Annotated in this window: 16 protein-coding genes; 7 read left to right on the top strand and 9 right to left on the bottom strand. The window is 67.0% G+C overall.

Annotated elements, in window-relative coordinates; all coding sequences use genetic code 11:
• Positions 1–370: 370 nt before the first annotated feature.
• The 4 genes from crcB to D9R12_RS01680 form a co-directional block, all read right to left on the bottom strand.
• Positions 371–775 carry a fluoride efflux transporter CrcB gene (gene crcB / locus D9R12_RS01695; protein WP_122227250.1) on the bottom strand — a complete coding sequence of 135 codons (405 nt, stop codon included), beginning with the start codon at positions 773–775 and terminating at the stop codon, positions 371–373.
• Positions 772–2073, bottom strand: coding sequence for a replication-associated recombination protein A (locus D9R12_RS01690; protein WP_244671973.1), 1302 nt, complete (start codon positions 2071–2073; stop codon positions 772–774). Before D9R12_RS01690 ends, crcB begins: the two co-directional genes overlap by 4 nt.
• Positions 2074–2182: 109 nt before the next feature.
• Entirely contained in the window at positions 2183–2809 is a 627-nt protein-coding gene (lolA, locus tag D9R12_RS01685) for an outer membrane lipoprotein periplasmic chaperone LolA (protein WP_122227246.1), read from the bottom strand.
• A gap of 214 nt (positions 2810–3023) precedes the next feature.
• Positions 3024–5390 carry a DNA translocase FtsK gene (locus D9R12_RS01680; protein ID WP_014160706.1) on the bottom strand — a complete coding sequence of 789 codons (2367 nt, stop codon included), beginning with the start codon at positions 5388–5390 and terminating at the stop codon, positions 3024–3026.
• Between the two features lie 253 nt (positions 5391–5643).
• Between D9R12_RS01680 and trxB the strand changes: the two genes are divergently transcribed.
• The 4 genes from trxB (at position 5644) to infA (ending at position 9221) form a co-directional block, all read left to right on the top strand.
• A complete protein-coding gene (trxB, locus tag D9R12_RS01675; RefSeq protein ID WP_122227244.1) occupies positions 5644–6597 on the top strand; it encodes a thioredoxin-disulfide reductase in 954 nt (317 codons plus the stop codon).
• A 436-nt stretch (positions 6598–7033) separates the two neighbouring features.
• Positions 7034–8164 carry a GNAT family N-acetyltransferase gene (locus tag D9R12_RS01670; RefSeq protein WP_122227242.1) on the top strand — a complete coding sequence of 377 codons (1131 nt, stop codon included), beginning with the start codon at positions 7034–7036 and terminating at the stop codon, positions 8162–8164.
• Between the two features lie 9 nt (positions 8165–8173).
• Complete coding sequence (gene aat / locus D9R12_RS01665; RefSeq protein ID WP_122227240.1) at positions 8174–8914, top strand: leucyl/phenylalanyl-tRNA--protein transferase; 741 nt, start codon at positions 8174–8176, stop codon at positions 8912–8914.
• Positions 8915–9002: 88 nt separating this feature from the next.
• A complete protein-coding gene (gene infA, locus D9R12_RS01660; protein ID WP_014160711.1) occupies positions 9003–9221 on the top strand; it encodes a translation initiation factor IF-1 in 219 nt (72 codons plus the stop codon).
• A gap of 149 nt (positions 9222–9370) precedes the next feature.
• Here infA and clpA read toward each other — a convergent pair whose 3' ends face one another.
• Complete coding sequence (gene clpA, locus D9R12_RS01655) at positions 9371–11653, bottom strand: ATP-dependent Clp protease ATP-binding subunit ClpA (RefSeq protein ID WP_122227238.1); 2283 nt, start codon at positions 11651–11653, stop codon at positions 9371–9373.
• A 110-nt stretch (positions 11654–11763) separates the two neighbouring features.
• Positions 11764–12084, bottom strand: coding sequence for an ATP-dependent Clp protease adapter ClpS (gene clpS / locus D9R12_RS01650; RefSeq protein ID WP_014160713.1), 321 nt, complete (start codon positions 12082–12084; stop codon positions 11764–11766).
• Between the two features lie 141 nt (positions 12085–12225).
• On the opposite strand from clpS, the gene D9R12_RS01645 reads away from it, so the two are divergent.
• Genes D9R12_RS01645 through hflD form a run of 3 tightly spaced genes read left to right on the top strand, consistent with a single transcriptional unit; the run spans position 12226 to position 14512 of the window.
• Positions 12226–12687 (top strand): NUDIX hydrolase, encoded by a 462-nt coding sequence (locus tag D9R12_RS01645; protein ID WP_014160714.1) that lies wholly within the window; start codon positions 12226–12228, stop codon positions 12685–12687.
• On the top strand, positions 12684–13901 hold the full coding sequence (mnmA, locus tag D9R12_RS01640) for a tRNA 2-thiouridine(34) synthase MnmA (RefSeq protein ID WP_122227236.1): 1218 nt from the start codon (positions 12684–12686) through the stop codon (positions 13899–13901). The genes D9R12_RS01645 and mnmA overlap by 4 nt, the downstream gene beginning before the upstream one ends.
• Positions 13898–14512 (top strand): high frequency lysogenization protein HflD, encoded by a 615-nt coding sequence (hflD, locus tag D9R12_RS01635; RefSeq protein ID WP_014160716.1) that lies wholly within the window; start codon positions 13898–13900, stop codon positions 14510–14512. The genes mnmA and hflD overlap by 4 nt, the downstream gene beginning before the upstream one ends.
• 86 nt (positions 14513–14598) lie before the next feature.
• Here the strand turns inward: hflD and acnB are convergent, their stop codons facing one another.
• The 3 genes from acnB to D9R12_RS01620 are packed head-to-tail and all read right to left on the bottom strand — an operon-like array spanning position 14599 to position 17891.
• Positions 14599–17202 (bottom strand): bifunctional aconitate hydratase 2/2-methylisocitrate dehydratase, encoded by a 2604-nt coding sequence (gene acnB / locus D9R12_RS01630; RefSeq protein WP_122227665.1) that lies wholly within the window; start codon positions 17200–17202, stop codon positions 14599–14601.
• 46 nt (positions 17203–17248) lie between these two features.
• Positions 17249–17647 (bottom strand): type II toxin-antitoxin system VapC family toxin, encoded by a 399-nt coding sequence (locus D9R12_RS01625; protein ID WP_014160718.1) that lies wholly within the window; start codon positions 17645–17647, stop codon positions 17249–17251.
• A 13-nt stretch (positions 17648–17660) separates the two neighbouring features.
• Complete coding sequence (locus D9R12_RS01620; protein ID WP_122227234.1) at positions 17661–17891, bottom strand: AbrB/MazE/SpoVT family DNA-binding domain-containing protein; 231 nt, start codon at positions 17889–17891, stop codon at positions 17661–17663.
• Positions 17892–18040: the final 149 nt, after the last annotated feature.

The following is an 18040-nucleotide window of genomic DNA, read 5'->3' as shown; positions in this document are numbered from 1 at the left end:
GCTGCGGAGCATGGCCTGCCATCGCGGGACGACATGGGAGCCTGCGACATTCGTGTCACGAGGGAAGAACGGGCGTCGGCACAGCGCGTTGGAGCTTCGCGCGGTGCCGGCGCAATCGTGTGATACCAACCCGCTGTCGCAGGGTCCGCTGGGGTGCAGGGGCTAGGAGCCTGTCGGACTTTGGCCGGCCGGGCTGCAAATCCGGCTGTGCGGTCCATATTTCCGTCGCTTCTTGCCCCATAGAACCACTATGGGGCGGCGAATCGCCGAAAATCTGTCCTCGCACAGCCGAATTTTCGCCTCGACCGCCAAAGCCCGACAGACTCCTAGGAGCCGGCGCGGCCGGCAGACCACGCGCTGTACTCAGCGATCAACCTTGCGGCCGCATCAACCCTGCCAGCCAGGCGCCCACAAATACCAGCACCAGCCCGCCCATCAGGCTGGTCCCCAGGTTGGTCAGCATCGCCATGCTTCGGCCTGCACGCGCCAAGATCAGGCTTTCGATCATCAACGAGGAGAACGTGGTCAGTCCGCCCAGGATGCCCACGATCAAGAATGCGCGCAGGTACAGCGCCGCCTGGCCGCGGTCTTCCAGCCACACCACCAGGAAGCCGCCGGCCAGCGAGCCAATGAAGTTCACCGCCAGCGTGCCGTAAGGCAGGCCGTTGCCGAAGTGACGCAGCATCTGCCCGCCGATCCAGAACCGCAGGCCTGCGCCGAATGCGCCGCCGGTCATCACCAGCGCCAGCTGCTGCCACCAGATGGCAGGGATCATGGCTTGCCTTTCTCGGCCCGCGCCTGCGCACGTGCGGCGCGCAAGGCATCGAGCTTCTGCTTGAGCTTGATCTCAAGGCCACGCTCGACCGGCGCGTAGTACACGCGCTCGCCCAGTGCATCAGGGAAGCCGGTCTGGTCCAGCGCGATCCCGCCTTCGGCGTCGTGGTCGTACTGGTAGCCGGCGCCGTAGCCGAGGCCTTTCATCAATCTGGTCGGTGCGTTGCGCAGATGCATCGGCACTTCCTGGGTGCCGTTCTCACGCACGTCGGCCTTGGCCAGGTTGAAGGCGGCGTAGCCGGCGTTGGACTTGGCGGTGGAAGCCAGGTACAGCACCAGTTGGGCCAGGGCCAGTTCGCCTTCCGGGCTGCCCAGGCGCTCGTAGATGTCCCAGGCTTCCAGCGCCATCTGCTGGGCGCGTGGATCGGCCAGGCCGATGTCCTCGATCGCCATGCGTGTCAGCCGCCGGGCCAGGTAGGCGCGGTCGCAGCCGCCGTCGAGCATGCGCGTGAGCCAGTACAGCGCCGAATCGGGATTGGAGCTGCGCACCGACTTGTGCAGCGCCGAGATCTGGTCGTAGAACTGCTCGCCACCCTTGTCGAAGCGGCGCGTACGGTCGGCCAGTACCTGCACCAGGGTGGCTTCGGTGATCTGGCCGCCTTCATCAAGGGCCAGTTCGGCGGCGATTTCCAGCAGGGTCAGCGCGCGGCGCACATCGCCGTCGGCGGCGCCGGCGATCTGCAGCAGGGCCTGTTCCGACACCTTCAGGCCCTGCCCACCGAGCCCGCGCGTTTCATCCTCCAGCGCGTGGCGCAGCGCCTGGGCGATGTCGGTTGCGGCCACCGCTTCCATCACGTGCACGCGGCATCGCGAGAGCAGCGCCGAGTTCAGTTCGAAGGAAGGGTTTTCGGTGGTGGCGCCAACGAACAGGATCGTGCCGCGCTCGATGTGCGGCAAAAATGCATCCTGCTGGCCCTTGTTGAAGCGGTGCACCTCGTCGACGAACAGCACCGTGCGCCGGCCTTCGGCAAACCGATGCGCGGCCTCGGCCAGCACCTGGCGCACCTCCGGCAGGCCGGACAGCACCGCGGAGATGGCCTTGAACTGCGCATCGGCATAGCGCGCCAGCAGCAGCGCCAGGGTGGTCTTGCCGCAGCCCGGCGGCCCCCACAGGATCATCGAATGCACGTGGCCCGACTCGACCGCGCGGCGCAGCGCGCTGCCCGGTGCCAGCAGGCGGCGCTGGCCGACCATCTGGTCGAGCGTGCGCGGGCGCATGCGCTCGGCCAGCGGCTGCATCGCGCTGCGGTCCACGCTCAGCAGGTCCGGCGCGTCGCCGGGAAGGGTCTTTGCTCTGGCCACGGCATCATTCTATCGGGCCCGACGCCAGGCACCACGGCTGCGGCGATCAGCCGCCGCCGACCACGTCCACGCCCGGGGCGGGCTTGTAGGTGAAGGTGCCAGCGGCGAAGGCCGGGTTGCGCTTCCAACCGGCGAAATGCACCTGGATGCGCTGGCCGGTGGCATCGATCACGTCCATCTGCACCAGCTGCCCGTCGGCGAAGCCCAACCTGGCCACTTCGAAGCCGCTGGCCGAGTCATTGCGCTTGGGGGTGAGCGTCATCCAGTCCAGGCCCTGCTCGGCCGGGCCTTCGGACACATCGAACCTGCCATCCAGCTCGTTGGGCTTGAGCAAGGCGGCCAGCGGGCTGTTCTGCGCCTCGTTGCCCTGCTCACGCACGGTGACCTGCTCCAGGTCGGTGTCGTAGATCCACACCTTCTTGCCATCGGCCACGATCAGCTGCTCATAGGGCTTGGCGTACTCCCAGCGGAACAGATCCGGCACCGACAGCGCCACCCGACCGCTGGAGCTTTCCTTCAAGCCACCGTTGGGATTGAAGACCTTCTGGGTGAACTGCCCCTCCAGGCCCCTCAGGCCGTTGGTGAAGGTGGCCAGTTCGTCGCGGGCGCCGGCCAGCGCGGTGCCGGCCAGCAGCGCGGTGCCCAGGACGGCCAGTTTGAACGTGCGGATCATGCAGCAACCCCTGATGTTTCGATGTGGCAAGTGTGACCGGTCCAGTCTGAATCCGCCTGCGACCGGCAGCGGGCCTCCGCGCGCGGATTCAGCCGTCGCCCAGCCCGCGAAAGGTCAGCGCTGGCCTGCACCGTGGATGGCTCGCCATGAAGCTTCTGGCCGCAGGAGCCACCCTGCAGGTCCTGATACGGCGCGCAGCCATCTTGCTTGCCCATCAGCGCGGCGGCGGCGGTGCCAGCACGCTGCGGTCGCCATTGTGCTCGGGCGGGCTGACCACGCCGGCCGCTTCCATCGCCTCGACCAGGCGCGCGGCGCGGTTGTAGCCGATCTTGAGCCGGCGCTGGACGCCGGAGATCGACGCCCGGCGGGTCTCGGTGACGATCTTCACCGCCTCGTCGTACAGCGGGTCGGATTCGTCACCGCCACCGCCGTTGGATTCGGGCAAGCCGGTCGGGCCGACCATGACCCCCTCGCCCATCGACTGCATTTCTTCCAGCACCCCTTCGAGGTAGTCGACCGGTCCGCTGGCCTTGAGGTGCTCGACCACCCGATGCACTTCCTCGTCGGACACGAATGCACCATGCACGCGGTCGGGCATTGCGGTGCCCGGCGGCAGGTACAGCATGTCGCCATGGCCCAGCAGGGTCTCGGCACCGGACTGGTCCAGGATGGTGCGCGAGTCGATCTTGGAGCTGACCTGGAAGGCGATCCGGGTGGGGATGTTGGCCTTGATCAGGCCGGTGATCACGTCCACCGACGGGCGCTGGGTGGCCAGGATCAGGTGGATGCCGGCCGCGCGCGCCTTCTGCGCCAGGCGGGCGATGAGTTCTTCGACCTTCTTGCCGACGATCATCATCATGTCGGCGAATTCGTCGATGAAGATCACGATGAACGGCAGCGTCTCCAGCTGGCGCGGCATCTCGTCCAGGTCCGGGTTGGGCTTGAACAACGGGTCCATCAGCGGCTGGCCGGCGTTGAGCGCGTCGGTGACCTTCTTGTTGAAGCCGGCCAGGTTGCGCACGCCCACCGCGCTCATCAGCTTGTAGCGGCGCTCCATCTCGGCCACGCACCAGCGCAGGCCGTTGGCGGCCTCCTTCATGTCGGTGACCACCGGCGCCAGCAGGTGCGGGATGCCCTCGTAGACGCTCAGTTCCAGCATCTTCGGGTCGATCATCAGCATCCGCAGCTCTTTCGGGCTGGCCTTGTACAGCAGGCTCAGGACCATGGCGTTGACCGCCACCGACTTGCCCGAACCGGTGGTGCCGGCCACCAGCAGATGCGGCATGCGCGCCAGGTCGGCCACGGTCGGCTGGCCGGCGATGCCCTTGCCCAGCGCCAGGGTCAGCGGACTGGCCGACTTGTCGTATTCCTTGGAACGCAGCAGCTCGGACAGATAGATCATCTCGCGGCTGGTGTTGGGAATCTCCAGGCCGATCACCGACTTGCCCGGAATCACATCGACCACGCGCACCGCCTTGACCGACAGGCCACGGGCGATGTCCTTGTCCAGCGAGCTGATCTGGCTGACCTTCACCCCCGGTGCCGGTTCCAGCTCGAAGCGGGTGATCACCGGGCCCGGATAGGCGCCGACCACCTGCACCTCGATGCGGAAATCCTTGAGCTTGAACTCGATCTGCCGCGACAGGGTTTCCAGGGTTTCCTCGGAATAGCCCATGGCCTGCGGCTTGGGATCATCCAGCAACGCCAGCGGCGGCAGGCCGTCGGCGGTGGCGCCGGTGCCATGGAACAGCGGGATCTGGGTCTCGCGCTTGGCGCGCTCGCTCTTTTCCACCACCGGCGCGACTGGCGGCTCGATCCTGACCGGCTCGCGTTTGGCCTGCTTGACTGCATCGACCTTGCGCACTTCCTCGCGCTGCTCGCGCATGGCGCGGGTTTTCTGCCAGTCCTCGGCCTGCTTGCCGCTGCGGCGCAGCAGGCCCGGCAAGGCACTCACGCCCTGCCCGATCCGCTCCATCAGCGCGAACCAGGACAGCCCCGTGCCCAGGGTCACCGACACCAGAAACAGGACCAGCAGGAACAGGTTCCCGCCCAGCTCGCCGAACAGCATGGTCAGCGAACGACCGACCAGGCGACCCAGGATGCCGCCAGGTCCCGCGGAGAAATCCGTCGCCGAGACATGGCGGACGTAGAGCAGCCCCGTCGAGGAGATCAGGAAGCCCACCATGCCGATCAGGCGCAGTGCCGGACCGAGATCGGATTCGCCATCGCCATCCTTGTCCATGCCGAACAGGGCGATCCAGGCGATTGCACCCAGGATCAGCGGCAGCAGGAAGGCGATGTAGCCACAGAAGCCCAGCAGCAGGTCGGCCACGATCGCGCCGACCTTGCCGCCCATGTTGTGGATCGGCGCGGTCAGGTTGCTGGCCTGGGTCCAGCTGGGATCCTGCGGGGAATAGGTGAACAGGCAGGCCAGCAGGTACAGCAGCACCGGCGCGATCACGATCAGCGCCAGGTCGCGCCACAGCCGCTGGCGGCGTGGATTGGGCGGGGAGGACGGCCTGGTGCGGCGCGCGGCAGGGGCGCCTTTGGCTTTGCCGCGTTCCGGGAGCGCTTTTGCCACCTTGGGATCAGACCTCAGGAATATTTCGTTAGTACTTGATAATAAACGAATCGCCTGCGGAATTCAGCGAGGTCAGCTGCCGTGCCGGCCGGTGGACCGTCCCGCCGGCAATCGCCCTGGCCAGCAGGCGGCGGCCGGTGCATTCCATCGGCGCGCCTTGATTCGGCGTGGCTGCGCAGCCACTCTATGGACCGTCCGCAGCGGGCCGAACGCATCGGCTTGCGCGCTTTTTACCCCCACTTTTTGAGTATACATGAGCACTTCCAAGCACAGCCGCCTGTTGATCCTGGGCTCCGGCCCGGCCGGCTGGACCGCTGCGGTCTATGCCGCGCGCGCCAATCTCAAGCCGGTGGTGATCACCGGCCTGCAGCAGGGCGGCCAGCTGATGACCACCACCGAAGTGGACAACTGGCCGGGCGACGCCCACGGCCTGATGGGTCCGGACCTGATGGCGCGCATGCAGGCCCATGCCGAACGCTTCGAGACCGAGGTCATCTTCGACCACATCCACACCGCAGACCTGTCCCAGCGCCCGTTCAGGCTGATCGGCGACAGCGCCGAGTACACCTGCGACGCGCTGATCATCGCCACCGGCGCCACCGCCCGGTACCTGGGGCTGGAATCGGAAGAGGCCTTCAAGGGCCGCGGCGTGTCGGCCTGCGCCACCTGCGATGGGTTCTTCTACCGCGACCAGGACGTGGCCGTGGTCGGCGGCGGCAACACCGCCGTGGAAGAGGCGCTGTACCTGTCCAACATCGCCAACAGGGTCTACCTGATCCACCGCCGCGACACCCTGCGCGCCGAGAAGATCATGCAGGACAAGCTGCAGGCCAAGATTGACACCGGCAAGATCGTGCCGGTCTGGCACCACACCGTGGAGGAGGTGCTGGGCGACGAAGCCGGCGTCATCGGCCTGCGGGTCAGGTCGGTGCTCGACGGCAGTACCCGCGACCTGGTGGTGCACGGGTTCTTCGTGGCCATCGGCCATACGCCCAACACCAGCCTGTTCGACGGCCAGCTGGCCATGAACAACGGCTACCTGATCATCAAGTCGGGCCTGGACGGCAACGCCACCCAGACCACGGTGCCGGGGGTTTTCGCTGCCGGCGACGTGGCTGACCAGCACTACCGCCAGGCCATCACCTCGGCCGGCTTCGGCTGCATGGCCGCGCTGGACGCCGAACGCTTCCTCGACAAGGGCACCTGAGCGGCAATGGAGGCACCGGGCTGCGCGGTGCGTAGGGCGGGTCTCGACCCGCCGCTTTCGGCCGTGGTCATGTATGGAATGTGCACGCATGCGCAGCGGGGTTTTGCGGTGGCGGGCCAGAAGGCCCGCCCCTACAAGGCTCGGCATCGCCGTAAGGCGGGTCTCGACCCGCCGCTTTCGCTTACGGAGCGGCCGGAGTAGTGGGTGGCGGGTCAAGACCCGCCCTACAAAGCTTGGCGTTGGGCGGTGAAATATGCTGGCGGGCATTGGCGGGTCGAGGCCGCCCGACGAAGCTTGGCGTCCAGGCACGCCGCGTGCTCCAACACGCTCGGCCTGGCAGGGCTTGCCCGCGTGAGCCAGAGCCGGCTGCAGATTCGCCTGTTTCAAGCCGATCACCATCGACCTGCGCGAGCCGAGCCCGTAGCATCACCGTTCGATGTGCCAGATCCGTCTCCTGTCCTCGTTGTCCTCGATTGCGCCCGAAGCCTGGGACGCCCTGCATGACGGGCGCAACCCGTTCATTCGTCACGCCTTCCTGTCCGGCCTGGAGCGCACCGGCTGCCTGCGCAGCGACTGGGGCTGGACCCCGCAGCACCTGAGCGTCTGGGAGGGCGAACGCCTGGTCGCGGCGGCGGCGGGTTACCTCAAGGCCAATTCCCATGGCGAGTTCGTGTTCGACCATGCATGGGCGCACGCCTACGCACGCTACGGCGAGGATTATTTCCCCAAGTGGCTGTGCGCGGTGCCGTATTCGCCGGTGACCGGTCCGCGCCTGCTGGCCGCCACGGCCGAGGGCCGCCAGGGGCTGCTGGCGGCGATGACCGACCACGTGCGCCGGCACGGCCTGTCCTCGGCCCACGTCAATTTCCACACTGAAGCCGAGGATGCCGACTTCGGTTCCGACTGGCTGGCCCGCACCGACGTGCAGTACCAATGGCACAACACCGCCGGCTGGGACGACTTCGACGCGTTCCTGGGTGCGATGGACCACAAGCACCGCAAGAACATCCGCCAGGAGCGGGCCAAGGTGGCCCGCTCGGGGGTGTGCTTCCGGGTGCTGCATGGCGATCAGGCCAGCGACGACGACCTGGATGCGATGTATGGCTTCTACCTGCAGACCTTCCACGAATACGGCAATTCGCCGGCCCTGACCCTGGATTTCATCCGCCACCTGGCGCGGTCCATGCCGCGCGCGCTGGTGATGTTCCTGGCCGAGTTCGAAGGCCGGCCGGTCGCCGGTGCGTTGTGCCTGCGCGGTGGCGACGCCCTCTACGGGCGCTACTGGGGCGCCGATGCCACCCTGCCCGGTCTGCATTTCGAGACTTGCTACTACCAGGGCATCGACTACTGCCTGCGCGAAGGCCTGGCCCGCTTCGAACCCGGCGCCCAGGGCGTGCACAAGATCGCGCGCGGATTCCTGCCGACCTTCGTGCGCAGCCGGCACTGGATCGCCGATGCGCGTTTCCGCGAAGCCCTGCGCCGCTGGTGCGCGCAAGAAACCGCCGAGGTGCGCGAACACGCGCAGCTGCTGGCCGGGCGCTCGCCGTTCCGCGCCGCGCAGGACTGAGCCGCGCGCATGCGCCGGCGGCTGCCGTTCCTGCTGGATCCTTCGGCCGATGCGCCCTTCCCCGATCCACGCCTGGCGCTGCGTGAGCCGGACGGGTTGCTGGCGATCGGCGGTGACCTGGAGCCGCAGCGCCTGCTCAACGCCTATCGCGCCGGCGTGTTTCCCTGGTACTCGCAGGGCCAGCCGTTGCTGTGGTGGTCGCCGGATCCGCGCACCGTGTTCGGCACCGACCGCGTGCACCTGAGTGCGCGCTTCCGGCGCCAGCTGCGCACCAGCAACTGGGTGTTGCGCGCCGACACCGCCTTTGCGCAGGTGATGAGCGCCTGCGCCCACGCGCCGCGACCCGGCCAGGACGGCACCTGGATCACGCCTCGGATGCTGGATGCCTATACCGCCCTGCATCGCCTCGGCCATGCCCATTCGCTGGAGGTCTGGGACGGCCAGGCGCTGGTCGGCGGCATCTACGGCGTGGCCATCGGCCAGATGTTTTTCGGCGAAAGCATGTTCAGCGCGGTTTCCGGCGGCTCCAAGGCAGCCCTCGCCGGGCTTGCGCGGATCCTGGCCGGATGGGGCTGGCCGCTGATCGATGCCCAGGTCGACAGCGACCACCTGCGCCGCATGGGCGCCGAGCAATGGCCGCGCGAGCGATTCCTGGCGCTGGTTGACCGGCAGGTGGCGCTGGACGCACCTGCCCAGGCCTGGACCGCCCGGATCGGCGACCTTGCCGCCTCCACGCTGGCAGGCGTTTAACGCAAATTTGGCGATACCGAGCGCAGCGGGGTATAATGCGCGGCTTCGCCGGCAGCGCTTTCCGTTGCCGCACTCCCAGCAGGCTTCCATGTCGAAAGACGATTCAATTGAATTCGAAGGCGCCGTCACCGAGACGCTGCCCAACACCATGTTCCGGGTGAAGCTGGAAAATGGTCATGAAATCATCGCCCACATCTCCGGCCGCATGCGCAAGAACTACATCCGCATCCTCACCGGCGACAAGGTCAAGGTCGAGATGACGCCCTACGACCTGACCAAGGGCCGCATCACCTACCGCATGAAATAAGCCGCCCGCGCGGCTCGTTCACGAGAGGCAGCCCTGGCTGCCTTTTTGCGTTGGGCGATGTCGCGCCCTCGCCTGTTCCAGCCCGATGCCCACACACGTGAAAGGCGGCTTGCGCCGCCTTTCACGCACTTACCTCAGGCGAGGCCGGATCACTCGACCGTCGCCGGCAGCAGCCGCTCCGGCTCGGACTGCGTGGTCACCACCAGCTCGTCGTCCTTGACATCGATGCTGACCTTGCCGCCGTTGATGAGCTTGCCGAACAGCAACTCGTCGGCCACCGGGCGCTTGATCTTGTCCTGGATCACGCGCGCCATCGGCCTGGCGCCCATCTGCGGGTCGAAACCATGCTGGGCCAGCCAGTCGCGTGCTTCCGGCGTGGCCGAGAGCGTGACGTGCTTGTCGTGCAGCAGCATTTCCAGCTCGATCAGGAACTTGTCCACCACCCGCAGGATGTGATCGAAGCCCAGCGCCTGGAACTGCACGATCGCATCCAGGCGGTTGCGGAACTCCGGGGTGAAGCCGCGCCGGATCACTTCCATCGCATCGGTGGAGTGGTCCTGCTTGGTGAAGCCGATCGACCGGCGCGAGGCCTGCGCGGCACCGGCATTGGTGGTCATCACCAGGATCACGTTCTTGAAGTTGGCTTCGCGGCCATTGGTGTCGGTCAGCACCCCCCGGTCCATGACCTGCAACAGGATGTTGAAGATGTCCGGGTGGGCTTTTTCCACCTCGTCCAGCAGCAACACGCAGTGCGGGGTCTTGACGATCTTCTCGGTCAGCAGGCCGCCCTGGTCGAACCCGACATAGCCCGGAGGCGCGCCGATCAGGCGACTGATCGAATGCGGCTCCATGTATTCGGACATGTCAAAACGGACCAGCTCGATCCCCAGCTGCATGGCCAGCTGCTTGGTCACCTCGGTCTTGCCCACGCCAGTGGGACCTGCGAACAGGAAATTGCCGATCGGCTTGTCCGGGTTGCCCAGGCCGCTGCGCGCCAGCTTGATCGCCGAGGCCAGTGACTGGATCGCCGGATCCTGGCCGAAGATCACCATCTTCAGGTTGCGCTCCAGGTGCTGCAGCACGTCCTTGTCGGTCGCGCTGACCTGCTTGGCCGGGATGCGCGCCATCTTGGCCACGATCGTCTCGATCTCCTCGATGTCGATCAGGCTCTTGCGCCGTTCCTCCGGCAGCAGCCGCTGACGGGCGCCGGCCTCGTCGATCACGTCGATGGCCTTGTCCGGCAGCAGGCGGTCACCGATGTGCTTGACCGACAGGTCAACCGCTGCCTGCAACGCGTCGTCGGCGTAGCTGACGTTGTGGTGCGCTTCATACTTGGGCTTGAGGCCCAGCAGGATCTCGTAGGTCTCGGCGATGGTCGGCTCGACCACATCGATCTTCTGGAAGCGACGGGCCAGGGCGCGATCCTTCTCGAAGATGCCGCGGTACTCCTGGAAGGTGGTCGAGCCGATGCAGCGCAGCTCGCCCGAGGCCAGGGCCGGCTTGATCAGGTTGGAGGCGTCCATGGTGCCCCCCGAGGCCGAACCGGCACCGATGATGGTGTGGATCTCATCGATGAACAGCACCGCGTGGGGCACCTTCTTCAGCGCCGACAGGACCGCCTTGAGGCGCTTTTCGAAATCGCCCCGGTACTTGGTGCCGGCCACCAGCGCACCCAGGTCCAGCGAGTAGATGACCGCGTCCTCCAGGACTTCGGGCACCTCGCCGTCGACGATGCGTTTGGCCAAGCCTTCGGCCAGGGCGGTCTTACCCACGCCGGCCTCGCCCACGTACAGCGGATTGTTCTTGCGCCGGCGGCACAGGACCTGGATGGTGCGTTCGATCTCCTCGGCGCGGCCGACCAGGGGGTCGATCTTGCCGTTGCGCGCGGCCTCGTTGAGGTTGCTGGCGTATTCGGTCAGGGCGTCGCTCTTGGCTTCGCCCTCACCCGCCTCGGCCTTGCCCTCGCCCGGCTCGCCCGAGCCCTGCGGCTCGCCGTCGCCCTGCTTGGCAATGCCGTGGGACAGGTAGTTGACCACGTCCAGCCGGGTCACATCCTGCTGGTTGAGGAAATAGACCGCGTGGGAGTCCTTTTCGCCGAAGATCGCCACCAGCACGTTGGCGCCGGTGACCTCCTTCTTGCCCGAGGACTGGACGTGGTAGACCGCCCGCTGCAGGACCCGCTGGAAGCCCAGGGTGGGCTGGGTATCGCGGCCGTCGTCCTCGGCCAGACGGGACACGGAGGCCTCCACTGCCTGGTCCAGGTCCGCGCGCAGGCGGGCGGTATCGGCACCAGTGGCCTTGAGGACCGCCTGGGCGGAGGGGCTGTCGAGTAATGCGAGCAGGAGGTGTTCGACGGTCATGAACTCGTGGCGCGCCTCGCGGGCACGCTTGTAGCACTGGCCGATGGTCTGCTCGAGGTCTTTGCTAAACATGGAATGGCTCCCAACTGCTGTTGCCAACGATATGCGGCCTGTAGCGGGAATTTCCACAGCGGGTCTGGATTGCTGTGTTCAGCCGGCGGTGGGCCGGGCGAGGTAAGGGATCAGGTTTGTTCCATCGTACACAGTAACGGGTGCTGGCTCATCCGGGAAAACTCGTTCACCTGGGCCACCTTGGACTCTGCCACTTCGCGCGTGTAGACGCCGCACACGCCGCGGCCGCGGGTGTGCACGTGCAGCATCACCTGGGTGGCTTTCTCCAGGTCCATGTTGAAAAACTGCTGCAGCACGGAGATGACGAAATCCATCGGCGTGTAGTCGTCATTGAGCAACAGGACCTGATAGAGCGGCGGCGGTACGACTTCCGGCTTGCCGGCTTCGACCAGAACGCCGTGCTCGTGCTCATGTTGGGGGGTACGGGGCATGGAACAATTATACGGATTGGACGGGCCGGGTCTGCGCACGCACAATTTGCACGATGAGAACGCCCACCGCCACTGCACGCGCAAGGGATTTATGTGCAACTGTCCCAATATCGGACCGATCTTCCTGATGGCACGTCCGCGATGACGTTCGAAAACGCGCGTCTCTGGCAACCTGACACGACCGTGGCCACCATCGTGGCGCACGGCGGCAAGCTGCTGATGGTCGAGGAACACGCCGAAGGCCGGCTGGTGCTCAACCAGCCGGCCGGCCATCTGGAACCGGACGAAAGCCTGCTCGACGCCGCCTTGCGCGAGACCCGGGAGGAGAGCGCCTGGACGGTGCGCCTGCGCCATTTCGTCGGCGCCTACCAGTGGAAGGCGCAGACCGGCCGGCATTACCTGCGTTTTGCCTTTGCCGCCGAGCCGGTATCGCACGATCCGGCGCTGGCGCTGGACCAAGGCATCGTGCGCGCGCTCTGGATGACGCCCGACGAGCTGCACAAGGCCCACGCCCGCCATCGCAGCCCGCTGGTGTGGCGAGTGGTGGCCGACTACCTGGCCGGGCGGCGCTATCCGCTTTCGGCCCTGAGCCAGCTGGCATGAGCACGCCGCGGATCGTGGTGGGCGTGTCCGGCGGCGTGGATTCGTCGGTGGCCGCCCTGCAGCTGGTGCGCGCTGGCGAGCCGGTGGCCGGGTTGTTCATGCAGAACTGGGCGGACGGTGGCGATGCGCAGGACAGCGCGAGTGGCGCTGAAGGCAGGCCGGAAGATGCACCTGGCGTTTCCGGCACTCCCGCCGCCTCTGGCGGTCGGGCCCCGAGAGCGGCCAGCAACTGCCGGGCCGAGGACGATCGCCGCGACGCGGTCGCGGTCTGCGGGCGGCTGGGCATCCCCTTCCACTTCCGTGATTTCTCCAGGGAATACTGGGATGGGGTGTTCGCCCACTTCCTGGCCGAGTATGCCGCTGGCCGCACGCCCAATCCGGACGTGCTGTGCAACCGCGAGGTGAAGTTCAAGCACTTCATCGATGCCGCGCGCGCGCTGGGCGCGGAGAAGATCGCCACCGGCCACTATGCGCGGGTCGAGCAGCGCCGGGCGCGCTGGCACCTGCTGCGCGGCGCCGACCCCGGCAAGGACCAGAGCTATTTCCTGCATCAGCTGGGCCAGGAGCAGCTGGCGGCCACGCTGTTTCCGATCGGCCACCTGCACAAGCCGGACCTGCGCGGCATTGCCCGGCAGGCCGGGCTGCCGGTCCACGACAAGAAGGATTCGACCGGGATCTGTTTCATCGGCGAGCGCGATTTCCGCCAGTTCCTGGGCCAGTACCTGCCGGCAAGAACCGGCGAGATGCGCGACCCTGACGGTGTGGTCATCGGTCAGCATCCGGGAGTGTTCTTCTTTACCCTTGGCCAGCGCGAGGGCCTGAACATCGGCGGCGTGCGTGGCCGCGCGGCCGCGCCGTGGTACGTGGTCGGCAAGGACGTGGCGGGCAACGTGCTTTACGTCGACCAGGACACGGCCAGCCCCTACCTGCAGTCCACCCGGCTGCGCAGCGAGCCCATGCACTGGATTGGCGGCAGCCCACCGGCGGCGCGCCTGCAATGCAGCGCACAGACCCGCTACCGCCAGGCCGCCGAGGCCTGCGCGGTCCACGTACAAGAGGACGGAACACTGGATATCCAATTCGCACGCCCGCAACGCGCCGTCACCCCCGGACAGTCCGTGGTGCTCTATGACGGCGACGACTGCCTCGGGGGGGCGGTCATCGCCAGCACCAATGCACCGCTGGAAGTGCGGCTGCAGGAGCGCGCGGCGTGAGCGCGCCCCTGCCCGAACGCGTGCTGGCGCTGGCCGCGCTGGCCCAGGCCCTGGCCCAGGTGCGGCGCATCGCCGAAACCGGCCAGTCGGACAACAGCGCAGCCGGCACGGTGCTGGACAGCGTGTTCCGCATGGACGCAGCGACCACCGAGGCGGTCTACGGCCGCGCCGCCAACCTGGGGCCCGGGCTTCGCCTGGTCCGCGACTACTTCGGCGGCGAGAACAAGGACCCGTCCCTGCCGCGCCTGGCGATGGCCGTGCTGCAGGTCGAGCGCCGCTTCATCCGCGAAACCGATACCGTCAAGGCTGTCAGCGGCGGACTGGAGGCGATCGCACCGCAGGCCAGCGAACGCGGCAGCACCCATCCGGATGTGCTGATGGCGCTGGGCACGCTCTACGCCGACACCATCAGCCGCCTGCGCCCGCGGGTGATGGTCCAGGGCAATCCGCATTACCTGGCCCAGCCGGGCGTGGTCTCGGAAATCCGTGCGATCCTGCTGGCCGCGGTACGCGCGGCGGTGCTGTGGCGGCAGCTGGGCGGCAGCCTGTGGGACTTTGTGTTCTCACGCAAGGCGATGGTCCAGGCGGCCCGCGGATGGCTGGGCGCGTGACCGCAACGACCACGCCTTCAGGCAAACGCCCACGAAAAAGCCCGGCATTGCTGCCGGGCTTTTTCCTTAGCGACTCGGTCGACCGATCAGGCGGCGGTTGCCTCGCTGCGCTGGTAGTCCTCGATCTGGTCGAAATTCATGTAGCGGTAGATCTCGCTGCTGCTGGCATCCAGCACGCCCACGCCTTCCATGTACTCGGCCTTGGTCGGGATGCGGCCCAGGCGCGAGCAGATCGCGGCCAGCTCGGCCGAACCCAGGTAGACGTTGGAGTTGCGGCCCAGGCGGTTGGGGAAGTTGCGGGTGGAGGTGGAGAACACCGTCGCGCCTTCCTTGACCTGCGCCTGGTTGCCCATGCACAGCGAGCAGCCCGGCATTTCCATGCGCGCGCCGGCGCTGCCGAAGGTGCCGTAGTGGCCTTCCTTGGTCAGCTCGGCCGCGTCCATCCTGGTCGGCGGGGCCACCCACAGCTTGGTCGGCAGGTCGCGCTTGCCTTCCAGCAGCCTGGAGGCGGCGCGGAAGTGGCCGATGTTGGTCATGCACGAACCGATGAACACTTCGTCGATGGTCGCGCCGGCCACTTCGGACAGGGTCTTGACGTCGTCCGGATCGTTCGGGCAGGCCAGGATTGGCTCGTGCACGTCGGCCAGGTCGATCTCGATGACCGCGGCGTATTCGGCATCGGCGTCGCGTTCCAGCAACTGCGGATCGGCCAGCCAGGCTTCCATCTTCTCGATCCGGCGCTGCAGGCTGCGCGGGTCCTTGTAGCCCTCGGCGATCATCCACTTCAACAGCGTGATGTTGCTGTTGATGTACTCGATGATCGGCGCCTTGTTCAGATGCACCGTGCAACCGGCCGCCGAACGCTCGGCCGAGGCGTCGGACAGCTCGAAGGCCTGTTCGACCTTCAGCTCCGGCAGGCCTTCGATCTCCAGGATGCGGCCGGAGAAGATGTTCTTCTTGCCCTGCTTGGCCACGGTCAGCAGACCGGCCCTGATCGCATACAGCGGGATCGCGTTGACCAGGTCACGCAGGGTCACGCCCGGCTGCAGCTTGCCCTTGAAGCGCACCAGCACGCTCTCGGGCATGTCCAGCGGCATCACCCCAGTGGCCGCGGCGAAGGCCACCAGGCCCGAACCGGCCGGGAACGAGATGCCGACCGGGAAGCGGGTGTGCGAATCGCCGCCGGTGCCGACGGTGTCGGGCAGCAGCATGCGGTTGAGCCAGCTGTGGATCACCCCATCGCCCGGACGCAGCGAGATGCCGCCACGGGTGGAGATGAACTCCGGCAGGGTGTGGTGGGTCCTGACGTCCACCGGCTTGGGGTAGGCGGCGGTATGGCAGAAGGACTGCATCACCAGGTCGGCCGAAAAGCCCAGGCATGCCAGATCCTTGAGCTCGTCGCGGGTCATCGGGCCGGTGGTGTCCTGGGAACCGACCGAAGTCATCTTCGGCTCGCAGTAGGTGCCCGGGCGCACGCCCTGGCCTTCCGGCAGGCCGATGGCGCGGCCGACCATCTTCTGCGCCAGCGTGTAGCCCTTGCCGGTATCGGCCGGCTGCTGCGGCAGGCGGAACAGGTCGGTCACCGGCAGGCCCAGTGCCTCGCGCGCCTTGGCGGTCAGGCCACGGCCGATGATCAGTGGAATGCGGCCACCAGCGCGCACCTCGTCGAACAGCACCTCGGACTTGACCTGGAACTCGGCAATGACCTTGCCATCCTTGAGCGCCTTGCCCGCATACGGATGCAGCTCGATCACATCGCCCTGCTCCATCTGCGACACGTCCAGCTCGATCGGCAAGGCGCCTGCGTCCTCCATGGTGTTGTAGAAGATCGGCGCGATCTTGGAGCCCAGGCAGACGCCGCCGAAACGCTTGTTCGGAATGAACGGGATGTCCTGTCCGGTCCACCACAGCACCGAGTTGGTCGCCGACTTGCGCGAGGAACCGGTGCCGACCACGTCGCCGACGTAGGCCACCAGGTGGCCCTTTTTCTTGAGCTCCAGGATCTGCTGGATCGGGCCACGCTTGCCGTCTTCCTCCGGAGTGAACGGCGCGCCATCGCGCTTGTTCTTCAGCATCGCCAGGGCGTGCAGCGGGATGTCCGGGCGCGTGGTCGCGTCCGGCGCCGGCGACAGGTCGTCGGTGTTGGTCTCGCCCGGCACCTTGAACACGGTCAGGGTCATCGAGGCCGGCACTTCCGGCTTGCTGGTGAACCACTCGGCATCGGCCCAGCTCTGCAGCACGGCCCTGGCGTTGGCGTTACCGGTGTCGGCCTTGTCCTTGACGTCATGGAAGGCGTCGAACACCAGCAGCGTGTGCTTGAGCGCATCGGCTGCGATCGCGCCGACGGCGGCGTCATCCAGCAGTTCGACCAGCGGGTGCACGTTGTAGCCACCCAGCATGGTGCCCAGCAGCTCGGTGGCGCGCTCGCGGCTGATCAGGGCGTTCTTCTCGGTGCCAAAGGCCAGGGCGGCCAGGTAAGACGCCTTGACCTTGGCAGCATCGTCCACCCCGGCCGGCACGCGCTGGGTGATCAGATCCAGCAGGAAATCCTGTTCAAAAGACGCGGCTTCGCCCGCCGGCGGGGCCTTGAGCAGTTCGATGACCTGCGCGGTCTGCTGCGCGGTCAGCGGCAGCGGCGGGATGCCCAGCGCGGCGCGCTCGGCAACGTGGTGACGATAGGCTTCCAACATGATCAAACTCCCGGTACGAAGGTGCGAATATGGAAATGGTGAAGTGTCAGGCCTGCGGCACGATCAGCCGCAGGCCCTTGAAGTAGTCTCGGTAGAACGGCTGGCTGTGGGTGATCAGCGCGTCGCACTGGAGCAAGGCATGGGCGCCCACCAGGAAATCGGGCAGCGTCTGCGGGCCACCGCCGCGCTGGCGATAGCGCCGCTGCATCTCCCCGGCGCGCAGCGCGGACTTGGCCTCCAGCGCACTGAAGTGGATGCCCATTTCCTCCAGCACGCCCAGCGCCTCGGCGCCATTGCGCAGCGCGCCGCAGACTTGGGCCAGGGTGACATCGCAGACCACCACGCGGCCGCTGGCCAGGCACTGGCGCAGGCAGGCTTCGGCGGCGTCGGCCTGCGGACCGTTGGCCAGCAGGTCCACCAGCACGGCAGAATCGATGGCAATCACGTCGCGTTCGTCTTCAGGACTTGGACGGCTCGCCGGTGGCGCGCACGACGGCCTCGGGCGATTCGAACCCGTCCAGCGCAAATCGCCCGCGCGCCCTGGAAATGGCATCGTCCACGCTCTTGCGCAACACGATCCGGCTGCCGTCCAGCTCGACTTTCAGCAGCGTCCCCTTGGTCAGGCCCAGCGCATCGCGCACGGCCTTGGGCAGGGTGATCTGACCTCTCTCGGCGACGGTCGCTTCCATGGGAACCCCTCTTGAAGTATGCATGGATTATACATACTTCTCGTTCCATACTGGGCGCTGACCACATTGTCCTGCCCGTGCCCTGCGGCCGATACCCGTTTGTCACGCCGCGGCGTGGATACTGAACAGGCAAGGAGTCTGTCGGGCTT

Origin of the sequence: Pseudoxanthomonas spadix (genome assembly GCF_003703395.1) — a bacterium.
Taxonomy (GTDB): domain Bacteria; phylum Pseudomonadota; class Gammaproteobacteria; order Xanthomonadales; family Xanthomonadaceae; genus Pseudoxanthomonas_A; species Pseudoxanthomonas_A spadix.
The sequence above is the reverse complement of the archived record's forward strand: the minus strand, read 5'-3'. Positions and strand labels throughout refer to the sequence as shown.